The sequence below is a fragment of the Arcobacter acticola genome (assembly GCF_013177675.1).
Classification (GTDB): Bacteria; Campylobacterota; Campylobacteria; order Campylobacterales; family Arcobacteraceae; genus Aliarcobacter; species Aliarcobacter acticola.
Genome location: NZ_CP042652.1, coordinates 2,476,175 through 2,499,284 on the forward strand (window position 1 = coordinate 2,476,175; position 23,110 = coordinate 2,499,284).

General features: G+C 25.6%; 28 protein-coding genes. 11 read left to right on the forward strand and 17 right to left on the reverse strand.

The window, feature by feature from the left end:
• Position 1: 1 nt before the first annotated feature.
• The 5 genes from AACT_RS12705 to AACT_RS12725 form a co-directional block, all read right to left on the reverse strand.
• The gene (locus AACT_RS12705; RefSeq protein WP_228720586.1) at positions 2-730 is read right to left on the reverse strand and encodes a tyrosine-type recombinase/integrase; all 729 of its coding nucleotides are present in this window, start codon (positions 728-730) and stop codon (positions 2-4) included.
• Positions 731-761: 31 nt separating this feature from the next.
• Positions 762-944 (reverse strand): tyrosine-type recombinase/integrase, encoded by a 183-nt coding sequence (locus AACT_RS15735; RefSeq protein ID WP_172128695.1) that lies wholly within the window; start codon positions 942-944, stop codon positions 762-764.
• 45 nt (positions 945-989) lie between these two features.
• A complete protein-coding gene (locus AACT_RS12715) occupies positions 990-1,193 on the reverse strand; it encodes an Arm DNA-binding domain-containing protein (RefSeq protein WP_172127453.1) in 204 nt (67 codons plus the stop codon).
• A 339-nt stretch (positions 1,194-1,532) separates the two neighbouring features.
• Positions 1,533-1,784: a type II toxin-antitoxin system RelE/ParE family toxin gene (locus tag AACT_RS12720; RefSeq protein WP_172127455.1), complete on the reverse strand. Its 252-nt coding sequence runs from the start codon at positions 1,782-1,784 to the stop codon at positions 1,533-1,535.
• 3 nt (positions 1,785-1,787) lie between these two features.
• Positions 1,788-2,021, reverse strand: coding sequence for a type II toxin-antitoxin system RelB/DinJ family antitoxin (locus AACT_RS12725; RefSeq protein ID WP_216658202.1), 234 nt, complete (start codon positions 2,019-2,021; stop codon positions 1,788-1,790).
• Positions 2,022-2,298: 277 nt separating this feature from the next.
• On the opposite strand from AACT_RS12725, the gene AACT_RS12730 reads away from it, so the two are divergent.
• The 8 genes from AACT_RS12730 to AACT_RS12765 all read left to right on the forward strand — a co-directional run bounded on the left by AACT_RS12730 (position 2,299) and on the right by AACT_RS12765 (position 8,204).
• Complete coding sequence (locus AACT_RS12730) at positions 2,299-2,523, forward strand: helix-turn-helix transcriptional regulator (protein ID WP_172127457.1); 225 nt, start codon at positions 2,299-2,301, stop codon at positions 2,521-2,523.
• A complete protein-coding gene (locus AACT_RS12735; RefSeq protein WP_172127459.1) occupies positions 2,498-3,019 on the forward strand; it encodes a hypothetical protein in 522 nt (173 codons plus the stop codon). Before AACT_RS12730 ends, AACT_RS12735 begins: the two co-directional genes overlap by 26 nt.
• Positions 3,020-3,418 carry a hypothetical protein gene (locus AACT_RS12740; RefSeq protein ID WP_172127461.1) on the forward strand — a complete coding sequence of 133 codons (399 nt, stop codon included), beginning with the start codon at positions 3,020-3,022 and terminating at the stop codon, positions 3,416-3,418.
• Positions 3,419-3,450: 32 nt separating this feature from the next.
• Positions 3,451-3,750 carry a hypothetical protein gene (locus AACT_RS12745; protein ID WP_172127463.1) on the forward strand — a complete coding sequence of 100 codons (300 nt, stop codon included), beginning with the start codon at positions 3,451-3,453 and terminating at the stop codon, positions 3,748-3,750.
• A gap of 64 nt (positions 3,751-3,814) precedes the next feature.
• Entirely contained in the window at positions 3,815-4,264 is a 450-nt protein-coding gene (locus AACT_RS12750) for a helix-turn-helix domain-containing protein (protein ID WP_172127465.1), read from the forward strand.
• Positions 4,254-4,925, forward strand: coding sequence for a nucleotidyl transferase AbiEii/AbiGii toxin family protein (locus AACT_RS12755; RefSeq protein WP_172127467.1), 672 nt, complete (start codon positions 4,254-4,256; stop codon positions 4,923-4,925). Before AACT_RS12750 ends, AACT_RS12755 begins: the two co-directional genes overlap by 11 nt.
• Before the next feature lie 560 nt (positions 4,926-5,485).
• On the forward strand, positions 5,486-6,412 hold the full coding sequence (locus AACT_RS12760) for a hypothetical protein (RefSeq protein ID WP_172127469.1): 927 nt from the start codon (positions 5,486-5,488) through the stop codon (positions 6,410-6,412).
• A gap of 190 nt (positions 6,413-6,602) precedes the next feature.
• Positions 6,603-8,204: an IS1634 family transposase gene (locus AACT_RS12765; RefSeq protein WP_172124149.1), complete on the forward strand. Its 1,602-nt coding sequence runs from the start codon at positions 6,603-6,605 to the stop codon at positions 8,202-8,204.
• A gap of 99 nt (positions 8,205-8,303) precedes the next feature.
• Here AACT_RS12765 and AACT_RS12770 read toward each other — a convergent pair whose 3' ends face one another.
• From AACT_RS12770 to AACT_RS12790, 5 genes are all read right to left on the reverse strand, one after another.
• Positions 8,304-8,960: a hypothetical protein gene (locus AACT_RS12770; RefSeq protein ID WP_172127471.1), complete on the reverse strand. Its 657-nt coding sequence runs from the start codon at positions 8,958-8,960 to the stop codon at positions 8,304-8,306.
• Positions 8,961-9,420: 460 nt separating this feature from the next.
• Complete coding sequence (locus AACT_RS12775; protein WP_172127473.1) at positions 9,421-9,714, reverse strand: plasmid mobilization protein; 294 nt, start codon at positions 9,712-9,714, stop codon at positions 9,421-9,423.
• 71 nt (positions 9,715-9,785) lie between these two features.
• On the reverse strand, positions 9,786-10,448 hold the full coding sequence (locus AACT_RS12780; protein WP_172127475.1) for an AAA family ATPase: 663 nt from the start codon (positions 10,446-10,448) through the stop codon (positions 9,786-9,788).
• Positions 10,449-10,616: 168 nt separating this feature from the next.
• Entirely contained in the window at positions 10,617-10,844 is a 228-nt protein-coding gene (locus AACT_RS12785; protein WP_172127477.1) for a hypothetical protein, read from the reverse strand.
• 70 nt (positions 10,845-10,914) lie between these two features.
• A complete protein-coding gene (locus AACT_RS12790) occupies positions 10,915-11,169 on the reverse strand; it encodes a helix-turn-helix domain-containing protein (RefSeq protein ID WP_172127479.1) in 255 nt (84 codons plus the stop codon).
• A 94-nt stretch (positions 11,170-11,263) separates the two neighbouring features.
• Here AACT_RS12790 and AACT_RS12795 point away from each other — a divergent pair, with 94 nt between their 5' ends.
• Positions 11,264-11,938, forward strand: coding sequence for a hypothetical protein (locus AACT_RS12795; protein WP_172127481.1), 675 nt, complete (start codon positions 11,264-11,266; stop codon positions 11,936-11,938).
• 143 nt (positions 11,939-12,081) lie between these two features.
• Here the strand turns inward: AACT_RS12795 and AACT_RS12800 are convergent, their stop codons facing one another.
• Positions 12,082-12,636 (reverse strand): recombinase family protein, encoded by a 555-nt coding sequence (locus AACT_RS12800; RefSeq protein WP_172127483.1) that lies wholly within the window; start codon positions 12,634-12,636, stop codon positions 12,082-12,084.
• Between the two features lie 690 nt (positions 12,637-13,326).
• On the opposite strand from AACT_RS12800, the gene AACT_RS12805 reads away from it, so the two are divergent.
• Both AACT_RS12805 and AACT_RS12810 read left to right on the forward strand, forming a co-directional pair.
• The gene (locus tag AACT_RS12805; RefSeq protein WP_172127485.1) at positions 13,327-14,358 is read left to right on the forward strand and encodes a YbfB/YjiJ family MFS transporter; all 1,032 of its coding nucleotides are present in this window, start codon (positions 13,327-13,329) and stop codon (positions 14,356-14,358) included.
• A 39-nt stretch (positions 14,359-14,397) separates the two neighbouring features.
• Entirely contained in the window at positions 14,398-15,456 is a 1,059-nt protein-coding gene (locus tag AACT_RS12810) for an IS630 family transposase (RefSeq protein WP_172127487.1), read from the forward strand.
• Positions 15,457-15,695: 239 nt separating this feature from the next.
• Here AACT_RS12810 and AACT_RS12815 read toward each other — a convergent pair whose 3' ends face one another.
• The 6 genes from AACT_RS12815 to AACT_RS12840 form a co-directional block, all read right to left on the reverse strand.
• Positions 15,696-16,676, reverse strand: a complete 981-nt coding sequence (locus tag AACT_RS12815; RefSeq protein WP_172127489.1) for a nucleotidyl transferase AbiEii/AbiGii toxin family protein — start codon at positions 16,674-16,676, stop codon at positions 15,696-15,698.
• Positions 16,669-17,283: a DUF6088 family protein gene (locus AACT_RS12820; RefSeq protein ID WP_172127491.1), complete on the reverse strand. Its 615-nt coding sequence runs from the start codon at positions 17,281-17,283 to the stop codon at positions 16,669-16,671. Before AACT_RS12820 ends, AACT_RS12815 begins: the two co-directional genes overlap by 8 nt.
• 104 nt (positions 17,284-17,387) lie before the next feature.
• The gene (locus tag AACT_RS12825; RefSeq protein WP_172127493.1) at positions 17,388-17,756 is read right to left on the reverse strand and encodes a hypothetical protein; all 369 of its coding nucleotides are present in this window, start codon (positions 17,754-17,756) and stop codon (positions 17,388-17,390) included.
• A 1,605-nt stretch (positions 17,757-19,361) separates the two neighbouring features.
• Complete coding sequence (locus AACT_RS12830) at positions 19,362-20,375, reverse strand: hypothetical protein (protein WP_172127495.1); 1,014 nt, start codon at positions 20,373-20,375, stop codon at positions 19,362-19,364.
• A 37-nt stretch (positions 20,376-20,412) separates the two neighbouring features.
• Positions 20,413-21,621 carry a restriction endonuclease subunit S gene (locus AACT_RS12835; RefSeq protein ID WP_172127497.1) on the reverse strand — a complete coding sequence of 403 codons (1,209 nt, stop codon included), beginning with the start codon at positions 21,619-21,621 and terminating at the stop codon, positions 20,413-20,415.
• The gene (locus AACT_RS12840) at positions 21,614-23,101 is read right to left on the reverse strand and encodes a class I SAM-dependent DNA methyltransferase (protein WP_172127499.1); all 1,488 of its coding nucleotides are present in this window, start codon (positions 23,099-23,101) and stop codon (positions 21,614-21,616) included. Before AACT_RS12840 ends, AACT_RS12835 begins: the two co-directional genes overlap by 8 nt.
• Between the last annotated feature and the right edge of the window lie 9 nt (positions 23,102-23,110).

Below are 23,110 nucleotides of genomic sequence, written 5' to 3' on the forward strand. Positions count from 1 at the left end.
ATTAATTACTTATCAAATCTTTTTTTTCATCAAAATATTTAAACTTTGATTCTCTATTATAAGAAGCTTTTACCCTATTCTTCTCTTTATGTGCCAAACAAGCCTCAATAATATCAGAATGAAATCCATGTTCTTTATATAATTCATGTGCTATTGTTGAAAAGATACTTCTAAAGCCATGAAAACAATGTCTATTTTGATAACCTAATCTATTTAAAGTATCAGCTAAAGTCGAACCTGTAACACCTCTATCACTCTTTTGAGGTGATGGAAATACAAATTTACTTCTATGTCTTGTGTAAGGTTCTATTTCTTTAATTAATTTTATAGCTTGTTTTGGCAAAGGACAAACAAAATCCACATTCATTTTCATTTTTTCTTTTGGAATTGCCCATAAACCTTTTTCTAAATCTAAATCATCCCAACACATAAGTCTAATATTTTCACTTCTAACAAATACATATGGAATAAGTTTAAATATAAATATTGTACTTATATCACTTCTAAACCTATCTTCAATACTATTTATATCTTTTAAGAGTTGCTTAATATCTTCTTTTTCTGTAAGCGCAGGAAGATGCTTTTCTTTATTTTTCAAAAGTGTAGCTTTTTTATCAATATCAACTATTATATTATGTTCAACATACCCATTAGTAACTGCGAATTGATATACTTTAAATACAAGAGATAAAATTCTTAATCCAGTTTCTATTCTTCCTTTTTTTTGCACATTCAAAATAATTTCAATATAATCTTTTCTTTCAATATCTTTTTATTGCAATATTACCAATCTTATCCGTTACATTTTTTAATATTCTTTGATTTGTTTTCCAAGTTGCTTCACTAGAATTTAATTTTCTAATTTCAAGCCATTTATCTATAACAAAATTAAGCGTAATTTCTTCAGTAATTTTATTAATTTTTTTCTCAGAAATAGGATTTATATTATTTTCTAGTAGCTTTTTTGCATCAGCTGTTTTATCTCTTGCTTATTTTAAAGAAGTTTGAGGATAAACACCCAAACTCATAGATAATCTCTTTCCACCATATCTAAAATCTAATCTAAAAAATTTAGAACCATTTTTACGTACAATAAAATAAAGTCCATCACCATCGCTTAGATTATAATCTTTTTCTCTTATTTGTGCTTTTTTTAATTCTAATTCTGTAAGTTTTTTACTTGTTCTTTTCATAATGACAGTACAGCATTTTTAAAATATTTTTTGTACTGTCAATTGTACTGTTTTAAAACTGAGCTTTGAGTAAATTCATTGATTTTAGTTGAGACAAATTGAAACTTATAGAAGCCCAATTTGTCGATATTTATGAGTTGATTTGAAATTAATTGCTATTGTTTAGGAAGCAGTTTCATTGGCACGATCTGGAACTAAACTATTTAATCAATAGCCGTTAAAATAGTATTTTCTTAGATTAGTATTTTCTTGTACCTGAAAAAGTACCTGAAAGAAAAAGTGGTAAGGATTAGTTTCTTTAACCCTTTTTCAGTAATAAATTAATTATTAAATAACTGATTATGAGTGCCTATTCTTGTTAGCTTTAACTAACCATCGTCTATTATATATATTAAAAATATCTCCACTAATATGGCATTCTCTAAAGCCTTGAAAATTCCCAATAAGCTCATGGTCTAAAGCTTCGTCTGGAAGTTTTTTATCTTCAAGTAGTAAGCTAACAAATTTTATATATTTTTCATAATGTTTATCTGATAATTTTGTTTTGCCATAATCTTTTATAAATTGTTTTGTTCTAAATAATTTATACATATTTTATAAATCTTTTAAAGATATTTCTTCACCTTTAAACTCTTTGGCTTCTTGCATTGCTTTTAGAGTTTCTTTGTTTGGAATTTTCATATCAAAGGGAATACCATTTTGAAGTTTTACCATATTTAAGAACATTACTATTGCTTGAGAAGTATTAAGCCCTAGTTTTTTAAAAATAGCTTCAGCTTCTTGTTTTAAATCACTATCAACTCTAGCTCTTACAGTTGCATCCATCATTTTAAATCCTTTTATATTTATTGTAGTCTTAGCCTTTAAGCTTGACTCTTATCGATGCAAGAATCAGGGAAATCTTATCGTCAATTTAAAAAATTAAATTAATTTACAGATGTTTAATGTTGAAATTGTACAAAAATTGTACAAATAACAGGAAATTTTACAATTCGTAAAAAAAAATCAACGAAAATGTAACGATCATTGACATTCATATTATAGAAAAACAATCATTTAATACTCCATACGATGATTGTATTTTTAATTAAAAACAGGAAGCAAAATGACCGTAGACAGATTAATTAAAAGAAAAGAAATTTTCTTTTATCTTGAAATTAAGGATACTAAATTGAAAGAATTGATTAAAGCTGGAAAATTTATAAAACCGATATTTATCGAAGGTTTTAACGAAGCTTTATTTTCACTGAACGAATTGCAAGAGTGGATTACGGCTCTAAAAGATAAGAGAGACCAAAATGTTTATGAAAAAAATGAAACAGCAAAATAACCAAATTAACCCAGAGATAATTTTATCTCTGGAATTTCGGACCAAAATATCAGAAGTGCAAAGAAAGAAATTAATTAATTGGTTTAAAAATCAAAATATTGAAGTTCAGATACTCATTTTTGATGAGCAAAAAAATCAATTTTTTAAATTAAAAAATGAGGGTGCTCATAAAAACATTCTATCTTTAGCTTCATTTTTATCGGCAATCAAAAACTTTTATGACAAAGAACAATTGCTAAAATTAAAAAATAAATGTCAAACATTAAATGAGATTGAAAGCATCACTAAAATTGAAAAGATAAAGCTTAAAAAAGAGAGACCCAAGCAAAAGCTTCAATTACTTTTATCAATGGATTCAATCATAGCAGATCTTCATAATGATGGCTATAGTTCAAGAGAAATTGAAAAAATTTTCTTCAAAAAATATAGAAAAAAAATTTCTCACTCGTATATAAATTCATACATAAAATTGTATGTAACGAATAAGGAAAATTAAATGAATGACGAAACAATACTTATACTTGGAATTATTCTACTAGGAGTAGGAGCTATTATTGGTGCTTTAACTTATCATTTAATTGTTTATAGATTTTCAAATAAAATTGAAAAACAGTTAGATAAAAGCATAAAAAATTATGAGAATTTTGTTTTAGAAAAAGCAACAAATACTATAGATAGATTTGAAAGTATAACAAATGAAGTAACTAATATTTCTAATAATATAAAAAAAGAGCAAAAGAGTATTTATCAATCTACGTGTAGTATTTCTGAGGATATTGACACATTTTTTAGAGAACTTAAATCCAGTCAAGAAATGAGAGTTTCGTTAGAAAATGAAATCATCAAATTAAAAAATATAATTAATCGAAAAAATAAACAAAATAAGGAGAAATAAAAATGGCTTATCCATTTAGTGTGTACAAGGAGATGACTATAAAAAAACTTAATAAAGAACGTTTAGACGAAGAAGAAGAAAATTATTTTTTAAAGTTTTCTGACTCTTCAATAATGTCAACATCAAAGAAAATTTATTATTTTGCTTTACTTTATTTTAAAAGATGGTACCCTAGATTTTTGATTCATTTTATAATCACATATAAAGTCAAGAAAGCTTTAAAGAACGAAAATGCGCCTGAAACAATTCAAAATTTATATAGAGAAATAGCAAAAATTATATGTTTAAGTGCAATGGGCGCTTATGGCAAGGGTAGAAAAGTAAAAAAATAAATATTTAATTTGACATATCGGCAATATTCGCCTATAATTTTAAAAAAGATTTTAGGCGAATATAATGACACAACAACAAATGAGCAAATTATTAGATGTTTCTGATAGAACATTAAGAGATTGGAAAAGTAATAGAAGCAGACTATATACCTTACTTGAAAATCTTGAATATACTGATGTAAAAAATAAAATTGATGTTGTAGATTTAAGTGATGAAGTTGAATTTAATCCACAAGAGTTTTCTACAAATCTTTTTTGGCAAACAAGTAATACTAGTCATCAAAAAGTTTATGCAATTATCTCTAATTATCTTTCAACTTTAAATGCTGATGATATAAAAGAACTTTGTAAAAGATTTGGTAAAAATATGGTCAAATCAGTATTAAATGATAAATATAAATCATTATATAAACAAGGTTTTATTTCAACTAATGGAATGGATATTCCATTAAATGGCAAATATAATCAAAATCCTATTTATAAACAATTATCAGGAATTATTAATGACTTCTAATGTTATCTCTGCACTAAATAAAATAAAAAACTTAGAGGTCTTTAAAGATGAACTTTATTTCATAGGTGGAACTGCACTATCTTATTTTATAAATCATAGAATATCTGAAGATATCGATATTGTCTCATCTAAAACACTTAACTATAAAAGAATCATTCCTCTTATGTCAACTATTGGAGCTAAAAAAATTGATGATGAAAATATAATGTCTCTTAGACTTGCTGGATTATTCCCTGATGAATATATCTTAAAATTTATATTAGATGATGTAAAAATAGAGTTTTTCTTTGCCAATAGACCTATTCAAAATCAGATTCTAAAAGAATTAACTTTTACAAATTATGAAAACTCTAATTTAAAGATATTAGATTTAAAATTAATTGTGAAACTAAAGCTAGTAGCTTTATTTCAAAGGGATAAAGCAAGAGATTTATTTGATTTTGGATCAATCTTAGATAATAATATTATGAGTATAAATGAGATCTTATATATTGCAAAAGAATCTAAAAATATAAATTCAAAAGAAGACTTAATTAATTTTATCTCAAATAAAAAAGAAGCAAAAAATGATGAAGCTGTTTATCTTGATGAATCAAATAGACTTGATTTATCATTTGAAGATATAAAACAACAAGTCCTAACTAAATTATATACTTACTAATTTCACTAAAAATTAAAAGTTTTACAAAAAATATTTGTAAACTCTTTTGTAAAGAACTGTAAAAAATCTTGTAAACTCAAATTTTGAGAATTTGTAAAATAAATCTTTTAGACCATCTATTCTAGAGACTTTTCTACTCTTTAAAAAAAATAAGGAAACGGGAGTAAAAATATTCACTTTCCAATTTTTAAATTAATACCTATTTCATTTTACAAAATAACTGATAGAATTTTCTTTTAAATAACCCCTTACAAATTGTAAGCATTGAATCAACACATTGGCTAAAGTTGAGCTAAAAAATAAAGTTTACCAGAATCTTTTTTTCTAGGCTATCTTAAAAACTGTGAAGCATAAAGTAAAGTTATCAGTCCTTTTAAAAGCTGTTAAGCCATTGACTTTTTTAATGGTTAGGAAAACACCTATATTTAGTTGTATTAGAACTATTAAAAAAATCTAATCTTTGTTTGATTCTTTCAAAGAAAAATAAAAAGTAGATAGACTCAACACATACCTGTAAATAAGAGACAGGAAAATAAAAAATTATAAATAAATGGAAAAAAATGAGAGGTAGTGTTTATTATCAAAGTGCAGTTTTAACAAAAGTAATATTTGTTGAAGGTTCAAAAAAAGAGAATAGAATAAATCCAAATCATGAACAATATCAATGTATATCATCTTTTAAAACAATGGAGAGTTACAGAAACGTTTGGAATAACTTTTTTAACTATTTAAAGGAGCATTTTAAACTCAAAAACTGTGAACTAATAAATGATGACCACATTAAAAGTTATATTGAGTATAAAATAGAATATTACCCTTCAAAACAGTATTTAGAAAAAATTACATCAGCTTTAGGTAAATTAGAAGTTGCATTAAATAAATACTCAAAAGATAAATATGAAATTCCAATTATTTATGATTTTAAAATAAGACAAAAACTTTTAAGGAATGCAAAAGATCTTAAACTTGTAGCTAATAACTATCATAATAGAGTTTACAGTGATGCAAATCTAATTATTCAACATCTCAATAGTTATAATCATCAATTAGCAGCAAGCATACAATTAGAAGGTGGAGCAAGAAGTGAAGGAGTTACTTTAATCAAAGAAGAGCAACTCAAAGGATTTAAAATTGATAATATATCAAAAAAAACTGTTGGAGTAATAGAGACAAAAGAGAAAGGCGGAAAAGTTGGCGATGTATTAGTTTCTTTAACTACTTATCAAAAACTAGGAAATTACTTTACGAACAACAATACATCAACTTTTAAAATCAAATATCAAGATTATTTAAATGATATAAAGAATTCTTGTGAGAAATTAAATATTAATTATCAAGGTTCTCATGGTTTTAGATGGACTTTTGCTCAAAATAGAATTAGAATTTATCAAAAATTTACCTATACATATGAACAAGCATTGCAAGGTGTTAGTTGGGAAATGAAACACTTTAGAGCGAATATTACTGAACATTATTTAGGGAAATGAAAAGTGATTCAAGTTTAACTGGTGGGTTTCAGTTTATTTTACAGGCTCTCTAAAGAAAATATTCCTGACTTTCTCATTTTTATCAAAAATCAATTTTTCTAAAAGTGATATCCCTTATTAAAGGGCTTTATAGACTATAAAATTCATAAAAGTGTGTGTCCTATAGTCTAAAACCTGCTACAATTTTAGTATGAGTTTACATATTAGACAGAAGAAAAATAGTAGTGGAACAATCAGTATTCAGATTATCGATAGAGTTCATAGGAAATATAAGGTTATAGAAACTATTGCTTGTGTAAAAAATGATTTAGATTTACAAATTTATTTAGATGTTGCAAATAAACGTTTAGAAGAACTGCGTCAACAAATGTATCCTACTTTATTTGATGAAAATAAAAATGAAGAGTTAATATTCATAGAACTTGGAAATAATGATTTAATACCAATAGGTGATGAATTAATCTATGGAAAATTATTTGAACGATTGGGATGTTCTAGTGTAGATTTGGATTGTAAAAGACTTCAGATGTTTAAAAATCTTGTTGTATCAAGATTACTGTATCCTGGTAGTAAATTATATTTGATTGATTATCTTGAATATTTTAAAAAAGAGAGTGTAGATAAAAATGCTATCTATAGATTTTTAGATACACTTTATGAAGAGAATTTAAAACTACAAATTGAAAAATGTGTATTTGATCATACTTATGCAAAAATGAACCAAACTATTGCATTTACATTTTATGATGTTACAACCCTGTACTTTGAATCTGAGAGTGAAGACGATCTTAGACGTATTGGATTTAGTAAAGAGGGTAAATTAGCACGTCCTCAGATACAACTGGGATTGTTTACAACACTACAAGGATATCCATTAAGCTTTGAGGTTTATGAGGGTAATAAATATGAGGGACATACTTTAGTTGATGTACTTAAAAAGTTTCAAAATAAATTTCAATTAAAAAATAAACCTGTAGTTGTAGCTGATAGAGGAATGCTAAACAATAATAATCTAGTATATCTTGAAAATAATGGATATAAATATATCCTTGCAGCCAAAATAAAAAATATATCAAATGATTTAAAAGAGCAAATATCAAACTTGATATTTTTAAATGATGGAGTAACTCATACACTTAAATTTAATAAAGATATACCATATACTGATGAGAATGACAATAAACAATCCATAAATATCAATCAAAGGTTAGTTCTTTCATATTCAACGGCAAGAGCTAAGAAAGATAAACATAATAGAGATAAAGCACTTGAAAGATTAAAGAAAAAAATTGAATTCTCAAAATCTATCACAAAAAAAGATTTAAAACTATCATACTATGCTAAATATCTTAACATCGATGATCATAAATGTGATATCACTTTTAATATCAATAATCAAAAAGTTGATAATGATTCAAAATTAGATGGTATAAAAGGTTTTATTACAAATGATTTTACACTAACACCAAGTGAAATTATAGAACACTATAATAATCAATATGCAGTAGAACAAGCATTTAGAATATCAAAAACTGATCTTAAAATCAGACCCATATACCATAGGCTAGAAACCAGAATAAAGGCTCATATTCTTATTTCATTTGTATCATACTCAATTTATAAAGAGTTTGATTCAAAACTTAAAGAAAATAATATTAAATTTAAATTCTCACAAAAACTTTTAAGAGATATAATTAAACATATGTTTGCACTTAGAACAAATGGAAAATTAGTCTACTTGAAATTTGATGAAATTCAACAACAAGTTTATAATGCAATTAAAAATAGTTAAAAAGTGTGTGTCCATATGAGAAAGTCAGGTGATTCAAGTTTAACTGGTGGGTTTCAGTTTATTTTACAGGCTCTCTAAAGAAAATATTCTACTTCTTCATTATAAATTTACCACCACTACAAGCGCAGCGTAATTAACTTGGTGATAAACCCGCTCTAAACTAGATTGAATAGTCCAACCATCTTTTAAGCTCTTATCAATAGAAGTATAATAAAAATTGTGAATATTCATTTTTCTACATACATTAGCGTATTCATCATATGCTAACATATTTATGTTGTTATAATATTTATCTTGATTCATAAAGCCATCAAAATAAGTAAAAGTATAAGTACCTTTTCTTTTTCTCAATGCATCATTTTTTTCTTTGAATTCATTGAATTTAGAAGGTTTAATATATTTTTTATATTCTTCATCAGACTTTTTTTCAAAGTAATAATCGTACCATTTTTTATTATTAATTGTATATTCAATAAGAAGGTCTCTACATTCTCTACTATAACCTAAAGCACTCTCAACTCTATTTAATTCAAAGTATTCATTAGTTTCTTTTATATCACAGCCAAAATAGGTTATGGAATCAAAATAACTACCTGCCTTTCTCAAATTGATTTTGTAAAACCCTAAAAAAAAATTACTATATTTAGGTTCAAAAAAAGTTAATTTAGAACCTTTCAACTTACAATATCTTTGAAGAGTTTTATATGAATCAGAATAAGTGTATGAAATGCCATCAACTAATTGTTTAACATTCATGAAATCATAAAGCTGATTAACATTGATTTTTTGAAATTCAGAATCATTTATAAGTTTAGTTTTTCTGGAACTCTATATTCTTATACTTTATCAGCACAACAACTAAATGATAATATTAGAAAACTTATCAATAGATAGTTTTTTAATTCATAAAATATTTTTTTCATTTAAATCCTTAAAAAGTAATATTTAAGTACTAGTTATGTATTTTAAATTGAGAAATTTGTATTGCTTAACTAATACAAACTTACTGTAAAATTAATACTTAAGAATCTTTCAATTTTTATTAAAAATCACAATTTTAAGATAAAATATTCTAATAATAAAAAGGATTTAAAATGTACGAGTTATTACCATTAGCAGCACTTGTTATTTTTGGGATTTTATATTCTCTAGGACATAAATATTATCTTGAAGAATTAAAAAAATAACATCATATTTTTATAAATATGAAAACATATTAACTTATTCCAAAAATCTTAACTAAGACATATTTTGAAACACTTAAAGATGATTGTTTTGCTTTTTTAGTAATTTCATCTTTTTGCTCTTTTGTAAGATAAATCACTATTTGTTCTTGTTTTAATTCATCATTATTTAATTTAGGTCTTCCTCTAGGATTTAATACTTTTTTAGTTTGTCCTCTTCCTGAGCTTACAAAATCATCTATTTCTTTAACATCATTTTCTAAGGTTTTATCTTCTACAAAAGCAAAAGATTTTTTTTCATTTTTTCTAAATATTGATTCTTTCAATTGTAGTTCCTTTTATTTTATCAGTATATTACTATTATATTAGTATTAATTTATTAGTAAATAAATACTAATTAACTATTAGTAAATTCTACAAGTTCATCAAAGAAGTTATTAAAATCTTGATAAGCTTTTGACTTTTCATCTACAAATTCTAAAATACCTTTACCATTTGAAAAAGAGTTTTTATATACTTCTCTTTCATATATTACACTTTCACATAGTTTTATATCTTCAAGTTTTTTATCTATAATATACTCTTTTAAATCTTTTATTTTTTTAGTTAAAAAAGGATTTGGACTTGCTTTTGAAATAGTGATAAGTGCCTTTGCATTTGGATTAAATACTTTTGCTTGATTAAACAAATTTATCATTTTATTTAAAACAGCAATATCTAAATCACTTGGAAGTGTAGGAATAATTACTAAGTCACTAATAGCTAATGCTTGTCTCATTTCTTCACTATCTCTTCCACCTGTATCTATTATAATAGAAGAATATTTATTTTGTAAGCTTTTAACTTCTTTTCCTAGACTACTTCCAAATTTTGAAACAGTATTAAAAATAAGTTCAATATTTTCATTTGCTCTAATATTTGTAAAGACTTCAATACTTCTTTGAGGATCGGCATCAATTAATAAAGTATCTTCTTTTAATAGTCCAAGTTTTACTGCAAGATTTAAGGCAATTGTAGTTTTTCCACTACCACCTTTTTCATTACAAACTGAAATCACCATCTTAAATTCCTTTGATTTTTTAATGGCCAATTATATATAAAATACTATTAAATTGATATTAGATTATATATTATTTAATATTTTATTACTAATAGATTAATATTAAGTTATTAGTAATAAAATAGTATATAGTAATTAATTGGGATGTGGGAATAAGAGATTGTAGTTTTATTTCATTTCGTTTAATGATTTGATATATTCATCAGACATATGTTTTTTTACAGTATTAAAACTTACTTTTGATATTTTTGCTATTGTGTAGTGTGTTATCTCTTTTTTTTGAGTATGTAGTATTTCAATTGCTATATTCATTTTATACTTAACTTTTTTACTTCTTATTTCTGTTGCTTTCATTGCTGCTATTGATTTATTAGAGCTATTATACTCAAGTGACAAAGATTTCGTTTGTAATACAAAGGTTGCATATATTTAATGAATAGATAAAATAGTTAGTGAAGGGAAGTCTTTAAAACTCATTTTGAAAAAATTCTTCTATATTAACATCTAAAACTATTGAAATTTTATATAAGTGTTCAAGATTAAAGTGTTTATTTTCTGATAAAAGTTCAGCTTTTCCTATAAAAGTTGCATTTTGATGACCAATTGCATTCGCTAATTTTAATTGAGATATTTTTTTTTGTTTTCTAATTCTAATAACATTTTTACTAACTCTTTTATAAAACTCTTCTAAACATCCATTTTCAAAATCAACAATTTTCATTAAATTAACACCCTATAAGGTTTTATTTAATTTTATTCGTATATAATTTTATTAACAACACCTGATAGGGCGTAATTATTAAAGGGAATAAAAAATGGCAGGACTATTAATAGCTGATATAAATAAAATAAAAAAGCCAATAATTAAAATTGGATTACTTGCATTAGTAAGCGCATATCTTTTAACTGGATGTACACAACAAGTTACAGACAAAATGGCATTTAAAAATGGACAACCAAATAGTGAAAAAATGTTTATGGATTTATCTGAAGACAAAGAGTTATCAGCTTCATTATCTAAGAACTGGAATAAAATTGATTATAACAAAAAAGGAATTACAACTTTAAAAGAATTAAATATTCTTACAGGTGTAAAACCTTTAGAGTTTGCACCTTCCTTTTTAGTAAATTATGAAAAAAGTATTTATCCAAAAGAGTACATTGAATTCGCTCAAAAAAGAGGAAATACAGTTAAAAAATATAACCGTATAATAAATAAAAAAGGTATGGATAAAATTGATCCCTATTTTAGCGCAACACATTTTTATGAAGATATGAAAAACAGTTATCAAGGTGTAGTAAGTGCACCTTTTTATATAGAATTCGATAAAGACGGAAGAGTTGTTTCAGCCCTTGGTTCTTATGTATATAAATCTGGTAAGTATGATATACGTGCAGATTGTTATCATACTTATTTTAGTGGTGCAAAAGCTAAAATTATTGAATCAATATTTACTAAAAAAGAACTTGAAGATAATTTGGCATTTTAAAGAAAGATTTTCTGAAAATTATTTTAAGAATATATGTACAAAAAAAGGACACCTTTTCAGTGTCCTCATGGCGTATGCCAAGCCCCTAATAAATTACCATCCACATTAATCTTGTAACATATTAAATAAACGTTGTAAAAAATCTAACTTCTATTCAAGCTATCAATCAATGTACTTCTTTTTACACCAAAGGTTCTGCAAATTGCAGCTTTACTCATTCCATCATCCAGTGCTTTTTTTATTGCATTTATTTTTTCATCATCAATAGCTCGTGGTCGTCCACCACTTATTCCTCTTTGTTTAGCAGATTCAAGTCCAGCTTTTACTCTTTCTTGAATTAAAGATCTTTCAAATTGAGCCAATGCTCCAAATATATGAAAGAATAGCTCTCCTGATGCAGTTGTTGTATCCATACCTTCAGTAATAGATATAAAAGATATATTTCTATTTTTTAAAGAAGTAATAATACTTATTAGATGAGCTAAGCTTCTACCTAATCTATCTAATTTCCAAACAACTAAAGTATCACCATCTTTTAAAAATTCAATTGCTTTATCAAGTCCTACTCTTTTATCTTTTGAACCAGATGTTTTATCTGAAAATATATTTCTTTCATCAATGCCAAATTTTAAAAGTGCATCTTTTTGTAAATTTAGATTTTGATCATCAGTTGAAACTCTTATATATCCTACTAGCATACGGAAAACCCCTTTAATATAGTTTCCGTATTATATCACAATCCGATAGTGTTTGTCGTATATTATTTTGGTGTTTTTTTAGTGAATTTTGAAGTTTTTAAAAGGGTGTCGGAAAACAGATGTTTAAAATAATTTTTTAAAGAGTTATATATTTAGTCTCTTTACTTTTTATAAAGTATAAATAATTATTAAATCTTATTACTAAACCTATAGATTTAAATTCATTTGAAGAAAAAACATATGATTGGCTATATTTACATAAAGGTACAAAATACGCCACGGTTCTTATAATTCTTAGCATAGCTTAGAAATAGTTCTTCCTTATATTAATACAATTTTCAATTAAACTAGTCAAACGTGAACGAAAAGTTCAACTTAGAATAGTGAATATAATTGAAACAGAAAAAGTGAAGAAATACTAACTATTTTTATTTCCAAAAGAATTACTTTTTTTATTTATTAATCCTAGATATTAATTTTTATTTCTTAAGCTTTTAATACTTTAAAAATCTTAGTAATAAAACAAATGAAAGGGAAAATCATAAAACTTAAAGAAAATCTTCCCATTATGTACTATTACAAAATGCTAAGCAAATAAATTAAATTAAAATTTTCTGACCAACCTATATAATCCACCAAAAGAACACTAATTATTTATACTATCCAATTAACTTCAAGTTAAAGGCTTACATGAAAATATGTTTATTGTTAGATAAAAATTCAAATAATACTATCTTATTAGCAGGTATCATTTCTATAATTATTGGAGTTGGTATCGCGAGATTTTCTTTTACTTCTTTGTTACCATTAATGTTGAATGATATATTAACTGTAAAATTCGCAGGTTTTCTAGCATCAGTAAATTATATAGGTTATTTAAGCGGAGCTATTTTTGCTATTTTTATTAAAGATATTTACACAAAAATAAAATTTTTTAGAATAGGTTTACTATTATCAATTATCTCTACAATAATTTTAGGATTAACAAGAAATGAATTTTTATGGATTTTATCAAGATTAACTGCTGGATTTGGCACGGCGATGATTTTAGTTGTTTGTTCATCTATTGTAATGGTGAAATTAAATGCAGAAGATAAAACTAAAATTATGGGTATCTATTTTTCGGGTATAGGAATTGCTATTACTACGACACATTTATTTTTAAGATATATTAATATGAATGAAAATTTGTGGCAAGTTTCTTGGTTAATTCTTACAATTGTTGCAATAATTTGCAGTGTATATCCATTATATATTTTATCTGTTGAAAATAAAATAGATATACAAGCAATAAAACATAAAATAGACAAGAAGATATTTACTCCTTTTATAATTGTATTAACAATAGCTTATTTTTGTGAAGGGATAGGATTTGTAGTTCAAGCTACATTTTTACCAGATATTATCGATAAAGTAAAAGGGCTTGAAGGATATGGAAATTTAGCATGGTTATTTGTAGGAATTGCAGGAATTCCATCAAGTATTATTTGGATGAAATTAGCTTTTAAATATGGTAGTGTAAATATGATAATTACAGCATTATTTATTCAAATTATTGGTATTTTAATTCCAACTTTAACAAATAATATATTTTTAAACGTTTTTTCTGGATTTTTATATGGAATGACATTTATAGGATTAACTGCTTTATTTATGAATTTAAGTGGTAAATTATCAGATAAAAATCCAGTTGTTTTAATGGGAATATTACTCCACCGATAAACTAAACTAATTATATGCTAAATTTAGCTATAATTTGAAATGGAAAAAATAAATAAATTAGAAAAAAATGATGCTAGAAAAGTAGATTCAAATACATTACAGTATCTCAGAGATAGAGCAATTAAATTAAGGGATAGTGGTATAAGTAATCTTGAAACAGCTGCAATATTAGGTTTGTCAAAAATCACAACATCAAGATGGTATAGCAAATATAAAAAAGATGGTCAAAAAGCACTTAAAGTTCAAAAAACTGGTCGTCCTAAAAAGTCTGGTAAGAGACTTAGCGATGAACAAGAGGAAAAAATCATCCGAATGCTTATAGATACAACCCCAGAACAATTAAAGTTTAAGTTTGCTTTGTGGACAAGAGAAGCTGTAAAACAGTTAATTCTAAGAGTAGTAGATATTGATATGCCAATATCAACAGTTGGAGATTATCTTGCAAAATGGCAATTTACTTCGAAAAAACCAATAAAAAGAGCTTATGAAAGAAAAGATAGTGCAACTAAAGCTTGGTTGGAAGAAACATATCCACAAATCAAAAAAGAAGCAAAAATAAATAATGCAGATATTTGGTGGGCCGATGAGACTGCTTGTGTATCAATGCCATCAAATTTAAAAGGATATGCTCCAATAGGAAGTAAAATAAAACCTATTCTTACCCATACAGCTAGAAAATTTAAAGTGAATATGATATCAGCCATTACTAATACAGGTAAATCAATGTTTGCATTGTATGATGATTCAATAGCTACAGATAATTTTATAGATTTTTTAGAAAAAGTAATAAAATCAAATGATAAAAAAGTATTTATGATAGTAGATAACCTAAGAGTACATCATGCTAAATTAGTAAAAGCTTGGGAAGAAAAGCATAAAGATAAAATCAAATTATTTTATCTTCCACCATATTCTCCAGAATTTAATCCTGATGAATATTTGAATCAAGATTATAAGAGTAATGTACATAAAAATGGATTGCCAAAAAATCAAAAAGAACTAAAAGAAAACACACAAAATTATATGGAGAGTTTACAAAAGAATCCACAAAAAATAGCTAACTTTTTTCAACATCAAAGTGTGAAATATGCTAGCTAATGAAATTAGCTCTGTTTATTGGGGGAGTAATAAGTATTCAATAATATAAAATTAATTTTAACTAAGTTCAATCTCATAAAAAGAGATTGTACTTAAAATACCTCTAACAAAACTTTATTACTATATTTTAGAATTTAATTGTAGATTTTGGAACTTTCACTAAGTTTTAAACTAAGTTATTGAACTATAATATGATTTTTAAAAATTATTGCTTGCTGACACTAAACTCTGAACAGTCTCTAAACTTCATTAATTTCTTTTTCTAATTTCCTCAAACTATCAATTATCTCCTCAAAAGAAATATATTTATCAAAAATCATATTTTGCATAGCTTTATAATCTTTTTCCAAAGAATCAAGTCTAAATTCAGGAGGTAAAAGTTTTAATGTTCCAGGAACTGCTTCTTCATATTTTGCCCAAATTCTAGGATAAAATTTTTGTTTGAATTCAACTACATTTTTTAGTAATTCTAAATCTACTAATGCTTCATCTTTTACTTCATTTTTAGCCATCATAGCTAGATCATAATAGTGTCTTGAATATCTAGTTGGCATAGCAGAATCAAGAGGTCTATTTGCTTCGTGGTGCAAGATTGTTGCTTTTTCCCAAAATGTTCTTTTTGCAACTATTGTATTTACAGTACATTTAGTTTTTTCAAAAACTTGAGGGAATTCTTGAGCTGCAAAAGAAGATATTTCAAAACTATCTGAAGGTAGCCAAGAAGCTAATGGCCCTATTTCAAGTAGTATTTCAGGTCTTAGATAATTATCATCAAAAGCATTTGGATATTTAACATTTATTGAGAATCCATCTTCAGCCATACTACAAGTACATAAGGGGGATAAGTTTTCTGAAATTATATGTAGTAGTATATTTTTAATATATTCTTTTGCGTTATCATTGATTTGTTCATTAAATCTTACTTGTTTATTTTTTGATTCTTGAACATTGAGTGGGTTTTCATTTGAAACTAATCTCCAATCTAAAATTAAATCAATATCTTCAGAAAATCTTCCAATAAGATTAAATACTTTTGAAAGACTTGTTCCACCTTTAAACATAAGTATTTTATTTAATCTATCATCACTAAATACTTTATCTAAAGTCCAAACAACCCAAAAGTCTTTTTCAACAATTGAGTTTGTTGTATTCATAAGTGTTGCTGTTTCAGAAAAAAGTTCACTTCTTTGTTGTTTAGGTAAATTTGCTATTTTATTCATTGTTACTATCTTTACATATTTGTTTTATTATTTCATATACCCATACTGTTGTAGTTTGAGTATCATTTAAAATCTTTTCATACATTTTAGAATCAATTTGATCTTTTATTTTATTTATTATTTCATTTGTAATATGTTCTTTACCCAAAGATTTTAAAGCTTGAACTATTAGAGAACTCTCTTTATATTTAAATCCTATATCTTTTAAAACAGATTTTTTAAACTCTATTACTACATCATTGAATAATTTATAACTCTTGTTGGGACCATCACTAAGATAAATATACTTAGCTTGAATTTGAGTAGATAGATTTAAAATATTTAAAGCACTATCTCCAGATACTTCTATTCTCCAGTTAAACTTTCTAGCATATGCCCTGGATACTTGTTCTATATCTGGATTTAATTCTTTTTTTAGGAAATCACTATATTTAGGATAATCATAAATTCCTCTTGATACTCTTCTTATTTTTTTAGCTTTTACTAAATCAGATAGTACATTATCAATTTGTTGACGATCAAATTTTTTTATTAAATCAGTAGAAGAAAAAGCCCAACCCTTACCATGGCCAGATATAAAATAAAATACTGTATCATAGAGCTTCAATTGATTATTCCTTAATTTTAATTTCTAGAAAAAAGTATATCTTTTTCTAGATTTTATTTTGCTTTATGAAAGATAAATCAGAAATATTAATGATGATTAAAACTTCATTTCTTTTCATTTAAATATTTTAAAGTTTCATCCGACAGATATCTCTTAACAGTACTAAAACTTACACCAGAAACCTTTGCAACTGAATATCGTGTAATATCTTTTCTTTGAGTTCTTAAGATTTCCACTGCAGTATCAATTTTATATTTTGCTTTATTACTTCTTGCTTTTGTTGCTTTTTCTGATGCTAAACATTTAGCTAAACTAAAATTTATATTTTTGGGATTATTCAATTTATTTACTATACTAAAGCCTTCAATTTCTTTATATCTTTTTTCAATTTCTTTTAATTTTTCAAAATCTATAATCTCAATCAAACATTCATATTCAAGTTTTGTAAGATCTAATCTTTTATATTTATTCATAGTTTTATCCTTTCATATTTATAAATAATAATTCTAAAAACATTATCACATATCATGACTTCTTTATCTTTTTCTTATCATTTAAAAAATGATAATAGTTAATTTCATTAAATGAAATAAAATAAAGTAAATTAAATTATTTCTAATATATTTAAAATATAAGAATTAATGATACTATTAACAAAACCAAAGATATAGTCAATATTTAAATATTCAATTCTTCCACCTTTTTTGTCTCAGTTGTCTCACTCTTTTAAGTTAATCTTGCCGTTCGCCTTTGGCTAGTTCAAATGATATGGTAGGGAATGGCTCTAGAGTGAAGACAACTTGCCCTTGTACTACTTTGGATTTAACAAAATAGTACAGAACAAGTTAGTCTAAAAGTTGCAAATGACACGGCTTTTGCAGGACTTTCGTTACGACATTTAGTAGATTATTGTTCAGCTCTTAATCTACGACACAATTACATTAGACGGTTCCCCTTATCTAATAACCTATATATTTAATTAATCTAGTATAAACATTTATTGTTTATTTAAAAACCTCTGTTTTATATATTAACTAGTAAATCTATAGGAGTGTCCTTGCTACTATAAAAATAGTAGAACGGGCATCTCCAAGGTGAATCGTACCGCATACACTTCCTCACACCTTGCTGATTTGGTCTCTTATTTGGCTATGATTTTTAATGAGTTCATTCTCACTTTGTGAAAGTATTTATTTTATCGCAAGTTTTCGCTTACAGGCAGTCCCCCCACTCTACCGCTATAGTTTTTCAAGCTCAAATGATTGAACAGGGACAATTATTAAGCAATACTTTATCCTCAACACTAAAGTTGATTTTTTTGAAAAATTATTTGCTAAATAATTGCTATGTATTTAGATTTTTGGTAAGATGTTACTTACTTTTTAGCAATTCTTTTAGTCGCCAAACTAACAGGGAAGAATTGCTGAAATACTCCTTTTTTCAAACATAAAAATATTCTCCAACAATTAAGTGGCTTCATAGTTTTATATTTAAAATTAAAATAGATTTTTTTATTAGTATTTAAAATTAGATTGTAAATTTGGCAAGTTACACATCTAATAAATACTTAGAGCTTAACAAATCTATCAAGTGATAAATCTACTAAGCAGATATGTAGCTTGCCAAGCTCTAAATATTTATAGAGCTAGTATATAGGGTTTTAAAGAGAAATACAATAAATTATTTTTTTGATTTTTTTGATTTGATTTGATAAAATTTGATTTGATTTGATTAGTAGTTTTTGGATTTATTAAATGAAATACTTAATTTTGATAATTAAATATTATATTTAAGTAAATTTTAACATATCTAACAAGACTATAATATTAGATACTTTTTTTAGATAAACAAGTTAATTTACTATGTAAAGAACTATTGGTTCAACTTCTTTTATGTATCCCTAAAGAAGATAGAATATTATCTATCCTCTTCTAGGAGAATTATTCCCTCTACCTCTTCCTGATGGATTCCCCGTAGTACTTGGTCCATTAACTGGTCTTGAATTTGATTTTGACATTTTCTTTCCTTTTATATTTAGATAAAAGAATTATAAATAAATTTTTTATATCAAATTCATTCTAATAGTGCCAGTTTACATTTTTTGTAAGATATTTAGTCATTTTATTTTGTAAATCTTTTTCAATATTGATTTCTTTTATATCTTCAAAAAATGGAGCAATATATTTAATCAAATTATTTAAATCAAGGCTATTACTATCATTTTGTTCAAAAAGTATATTTTCAAAATCGATACAATATTTTAGTTTTAAATTAGTTAATTCATCAAGACTTTTTTTTCTAAAATTCTTTAACTTTTCTAAAAATTGATCTTCAATTTCTTCATCAATATTAAACTCTTTTTTTATATGTAACAATGCTCTTAAAATAAGCATTAAGATTAATTGTGCTCTTTGTTCATATTTCTGCTTTTTTGAAAAAAATGTAACATTCATAACTATTACTTTAAAAAATTCTGGAAGTTCACCATTTTTCCATCTTGATACATCATTTACAAAAACTTTTGATTCATCTATATCTTTGATATTAGAATCATAATTTACAGATATTGATTCTGTTAATTTATAAAATATTGTATGTAAATCATAAGCTACCCCATTTTGATTTTTATTGTTAATTTTTTCATAATTATCAATATATGGTTTAAAACTATTATCTTTTAAAGATTGTTCAAAAAGATTAATATCAATATTTAACTTCTCAATATGCTTTATTATATATGCAATTTGAAAAGAGAATATATTCACTATTTTTTCAATATCTTTGGTTTCGAAGATATCTAAAAATCTAAAAGTAAATGCAATGTTATTTAATTCTTTTATTAATTCAAGACTATTGTCATTTTCAACTTTTGAAAATAGATTATCAAATAAAAAATAAAAATTATTTGGTTCTTTATACAATAACTCTATAAAATCATCAATTCTCATATTTGTGGAATTTTTAAATTTAAAAAATTTCTTTTTTTCTTTATTTGTATCATTATTTTTAATACGATAAACATCTTCATAGGCATAAACTCTTTGATTTACTCCCCATGTTTTCCAAAATATTGAATTAAAATCTGTTTGCATACTTTTCTTTATGATTAAATATAGATGAAAAAATCATCTATAATTCCCCTTTAAAAGCTTGGTCTAAAATAGAAGCTTTTAATGCTTTGAGGCTATCCATTTTAGCTTTTTGTGCTTGTTTGATTTTTTCTATTTTTTCTGAAATTTCATCTAAATATTTGACTACTTTTTGTTGGATTGATATATTAGGAAATGGTAATGTAATCTCTCCTAGTCTCATAATAGCTAACTTTGGTACAGCCATTTGCATTGTGGCAGATTCTAATTGGGTTAAAAAAATTGATGATTTTGTGAAATAATACATAAATTTATTAGATGTATTATTTTTATCTTTATATACCAACTTAACTGCATTTTCAGTCAAATTAGCTCCATTTAACTCTGAAGGAATAATTCCACTTTTTCCTATTGTATTTCCAACATTAGTAATATATAAATCTTTATCTGTAATTGTATATCTTTTAATTAGCTCGTATACTTCTTTAGTTAAATACAACATTTTACCAGTGCATATGGTTCCATAATCTTTAAAATCAGTTACTCTTAAATAAGGATATGGTGTAGGCTTTTCTGATAGTTTATATCCTTTAGGTACTCTTTTCCCACCTTTTATTGTTGCTACAGTATTAATAGAAAATTTTTCATACTTCTCTTCCAACTCTCCAAAAACATCATTCAAAACACTTCCCATAAATGCGTTAGCTTCATCCATATTTTTTTGATGTAGGGCTATTGATTTATCTATTTTTTCAAAGAGTAAATCCAATTTAGAAACTATTCTTTGTTGTTCTGAAAGTGGTGGGAGAGGAATATTTGTATCTTCTAATTCTTTTTTTGTAATTGCAGAAAAGGTACTACCTTTACCTTTATTTGATATTTCCAATTCAAAATTTCTAAAAAAGTATAATAGATAATTTGTTAAAGTATTCGATTCGCTTGGTCTAATAGCTCCTAATCCTCTACCGATACAACATTGAATATTTGAGATATTAGTTGGTCCAACTGGGGCTCTAACTGATAGTAATATATCTCCAATTTCTGCTATTTTTTTAGGAGCAGTACAATATTTTGATACAGTTGGATACATCTCACCAAACTCAGTTTTACCTTGAAAAAAAGGCATACCCTTTCCATCAGAATTGTAAGTATCAGAAGATGGTGATTGTCCCATTACTAATTTACATACAGAACTGTCTCCTAACTTCTTCCACTCCCACCCCTCAGGTAATTGATATAACTCACTCATTTATATCTTTCCCTATCAAAATAGCTTCTATCTCATCCATCAAATCATTTATTTCAGCATTGTTTAGTTTGATATTTTCAACTAACTCAATTGGAGATTTATGCTCAATAGTGTCATTTCTATTTGGATTTTTGGCACTAATATCAAAATCTTTAATATCATTTATATTCACTATCCAAGAATTATCAGTGATTTTCCTATCTTTCCATACGTCTAAAAACTCTTCAAAATGACTATTGTTAATTGGCTTGTTTTTTGTAAGTTTAGAGCTTGGATTTACTTCATAATAAAATATATCAGAAGTACTTCCATTTCTATCAAAGAAGATTACATTCGTTTTAACTCCACTATATGGTAAAAATACTCCACTTGGTAGTGATAAAATAGTATGAACATTAAACCTTTCACATAAATCTTTTTTTACAGATTGAAAAGCATTGTTAGTTTGAAACAATACACCCTCAGGAATTACAACACCACAACGACCTTGAAGTTTTAAACTATTCATCATATGTTGTAAAAATAGTAACTCTGTTGCATTTGATTTAATAGGAAAGTTTTGTTGGATTTGCTCTTTTTCTTTTCCACCAAAAGGAGGATTTGCTAAGATACAATCATATCTATCTTTTTCCTCTAAACCTCGTATATCTCGTGTTAGTGTATTTGTTTTAGATATATTTGGAGACTCAACTCCGTGTAAAATCATATTCATTACACCCATTACATAAGATAATGGAGTTTTTTCATTTCCAAAAAAAGTATCTTCACTTAAAAATCTCAATTGCTCAGTTGATAACTCTCTTTGTTTATTTGTTTCAATATTTTCATATCTGATATGATTATAAGCTTCAATCAAAAATCCACAACTTCCAACTGCTGGATCATAGATTTTATCACCAATTTTAGGATTTACTACCTCTGTAATCACTTTGATAAGTGGACGAGGTGTATAAAATTCACCACTATTTCCACCATCACTACCCATATCTTTTAGAAGTTTTTCATAGATAAGAGATAATTGATATAAATCACTATTGTTATGAAAATCCATCTCATCAATGATGTCTAACACTTCTCTAAGGGTGTGTCCATTTGCTATTCTATTATCCAAAAATTCAAATATAGCACCAATTTTGTATTTGATTGATTTAGGATTTTCAGTAATATTTTTAAATGATTTTAGATAAGGAAATAGTTCTTTATTTACAAACTCTAATAAATCTTCTCCACTTTTTGAGTTGATTACATCTATTTTCCCATTTGCTTTTAAAACAGCCCATGAACCCCATCTGAACTTTTCATCTAAAACAAAGTTATAAATCTCACCATCAAGCTGAGCATCATCATTTTTTGTTTCTTCAAGATCATTAAGGAATTTTAAAAAAAGTATCCAAGAGATTTGCTCTGTGTAGTGCATCGCTCCACTTATACCATCATCTCTTCTTAGGATATCTGTTATTCTGTTTATTTTGCTTTCCAATTATATTTC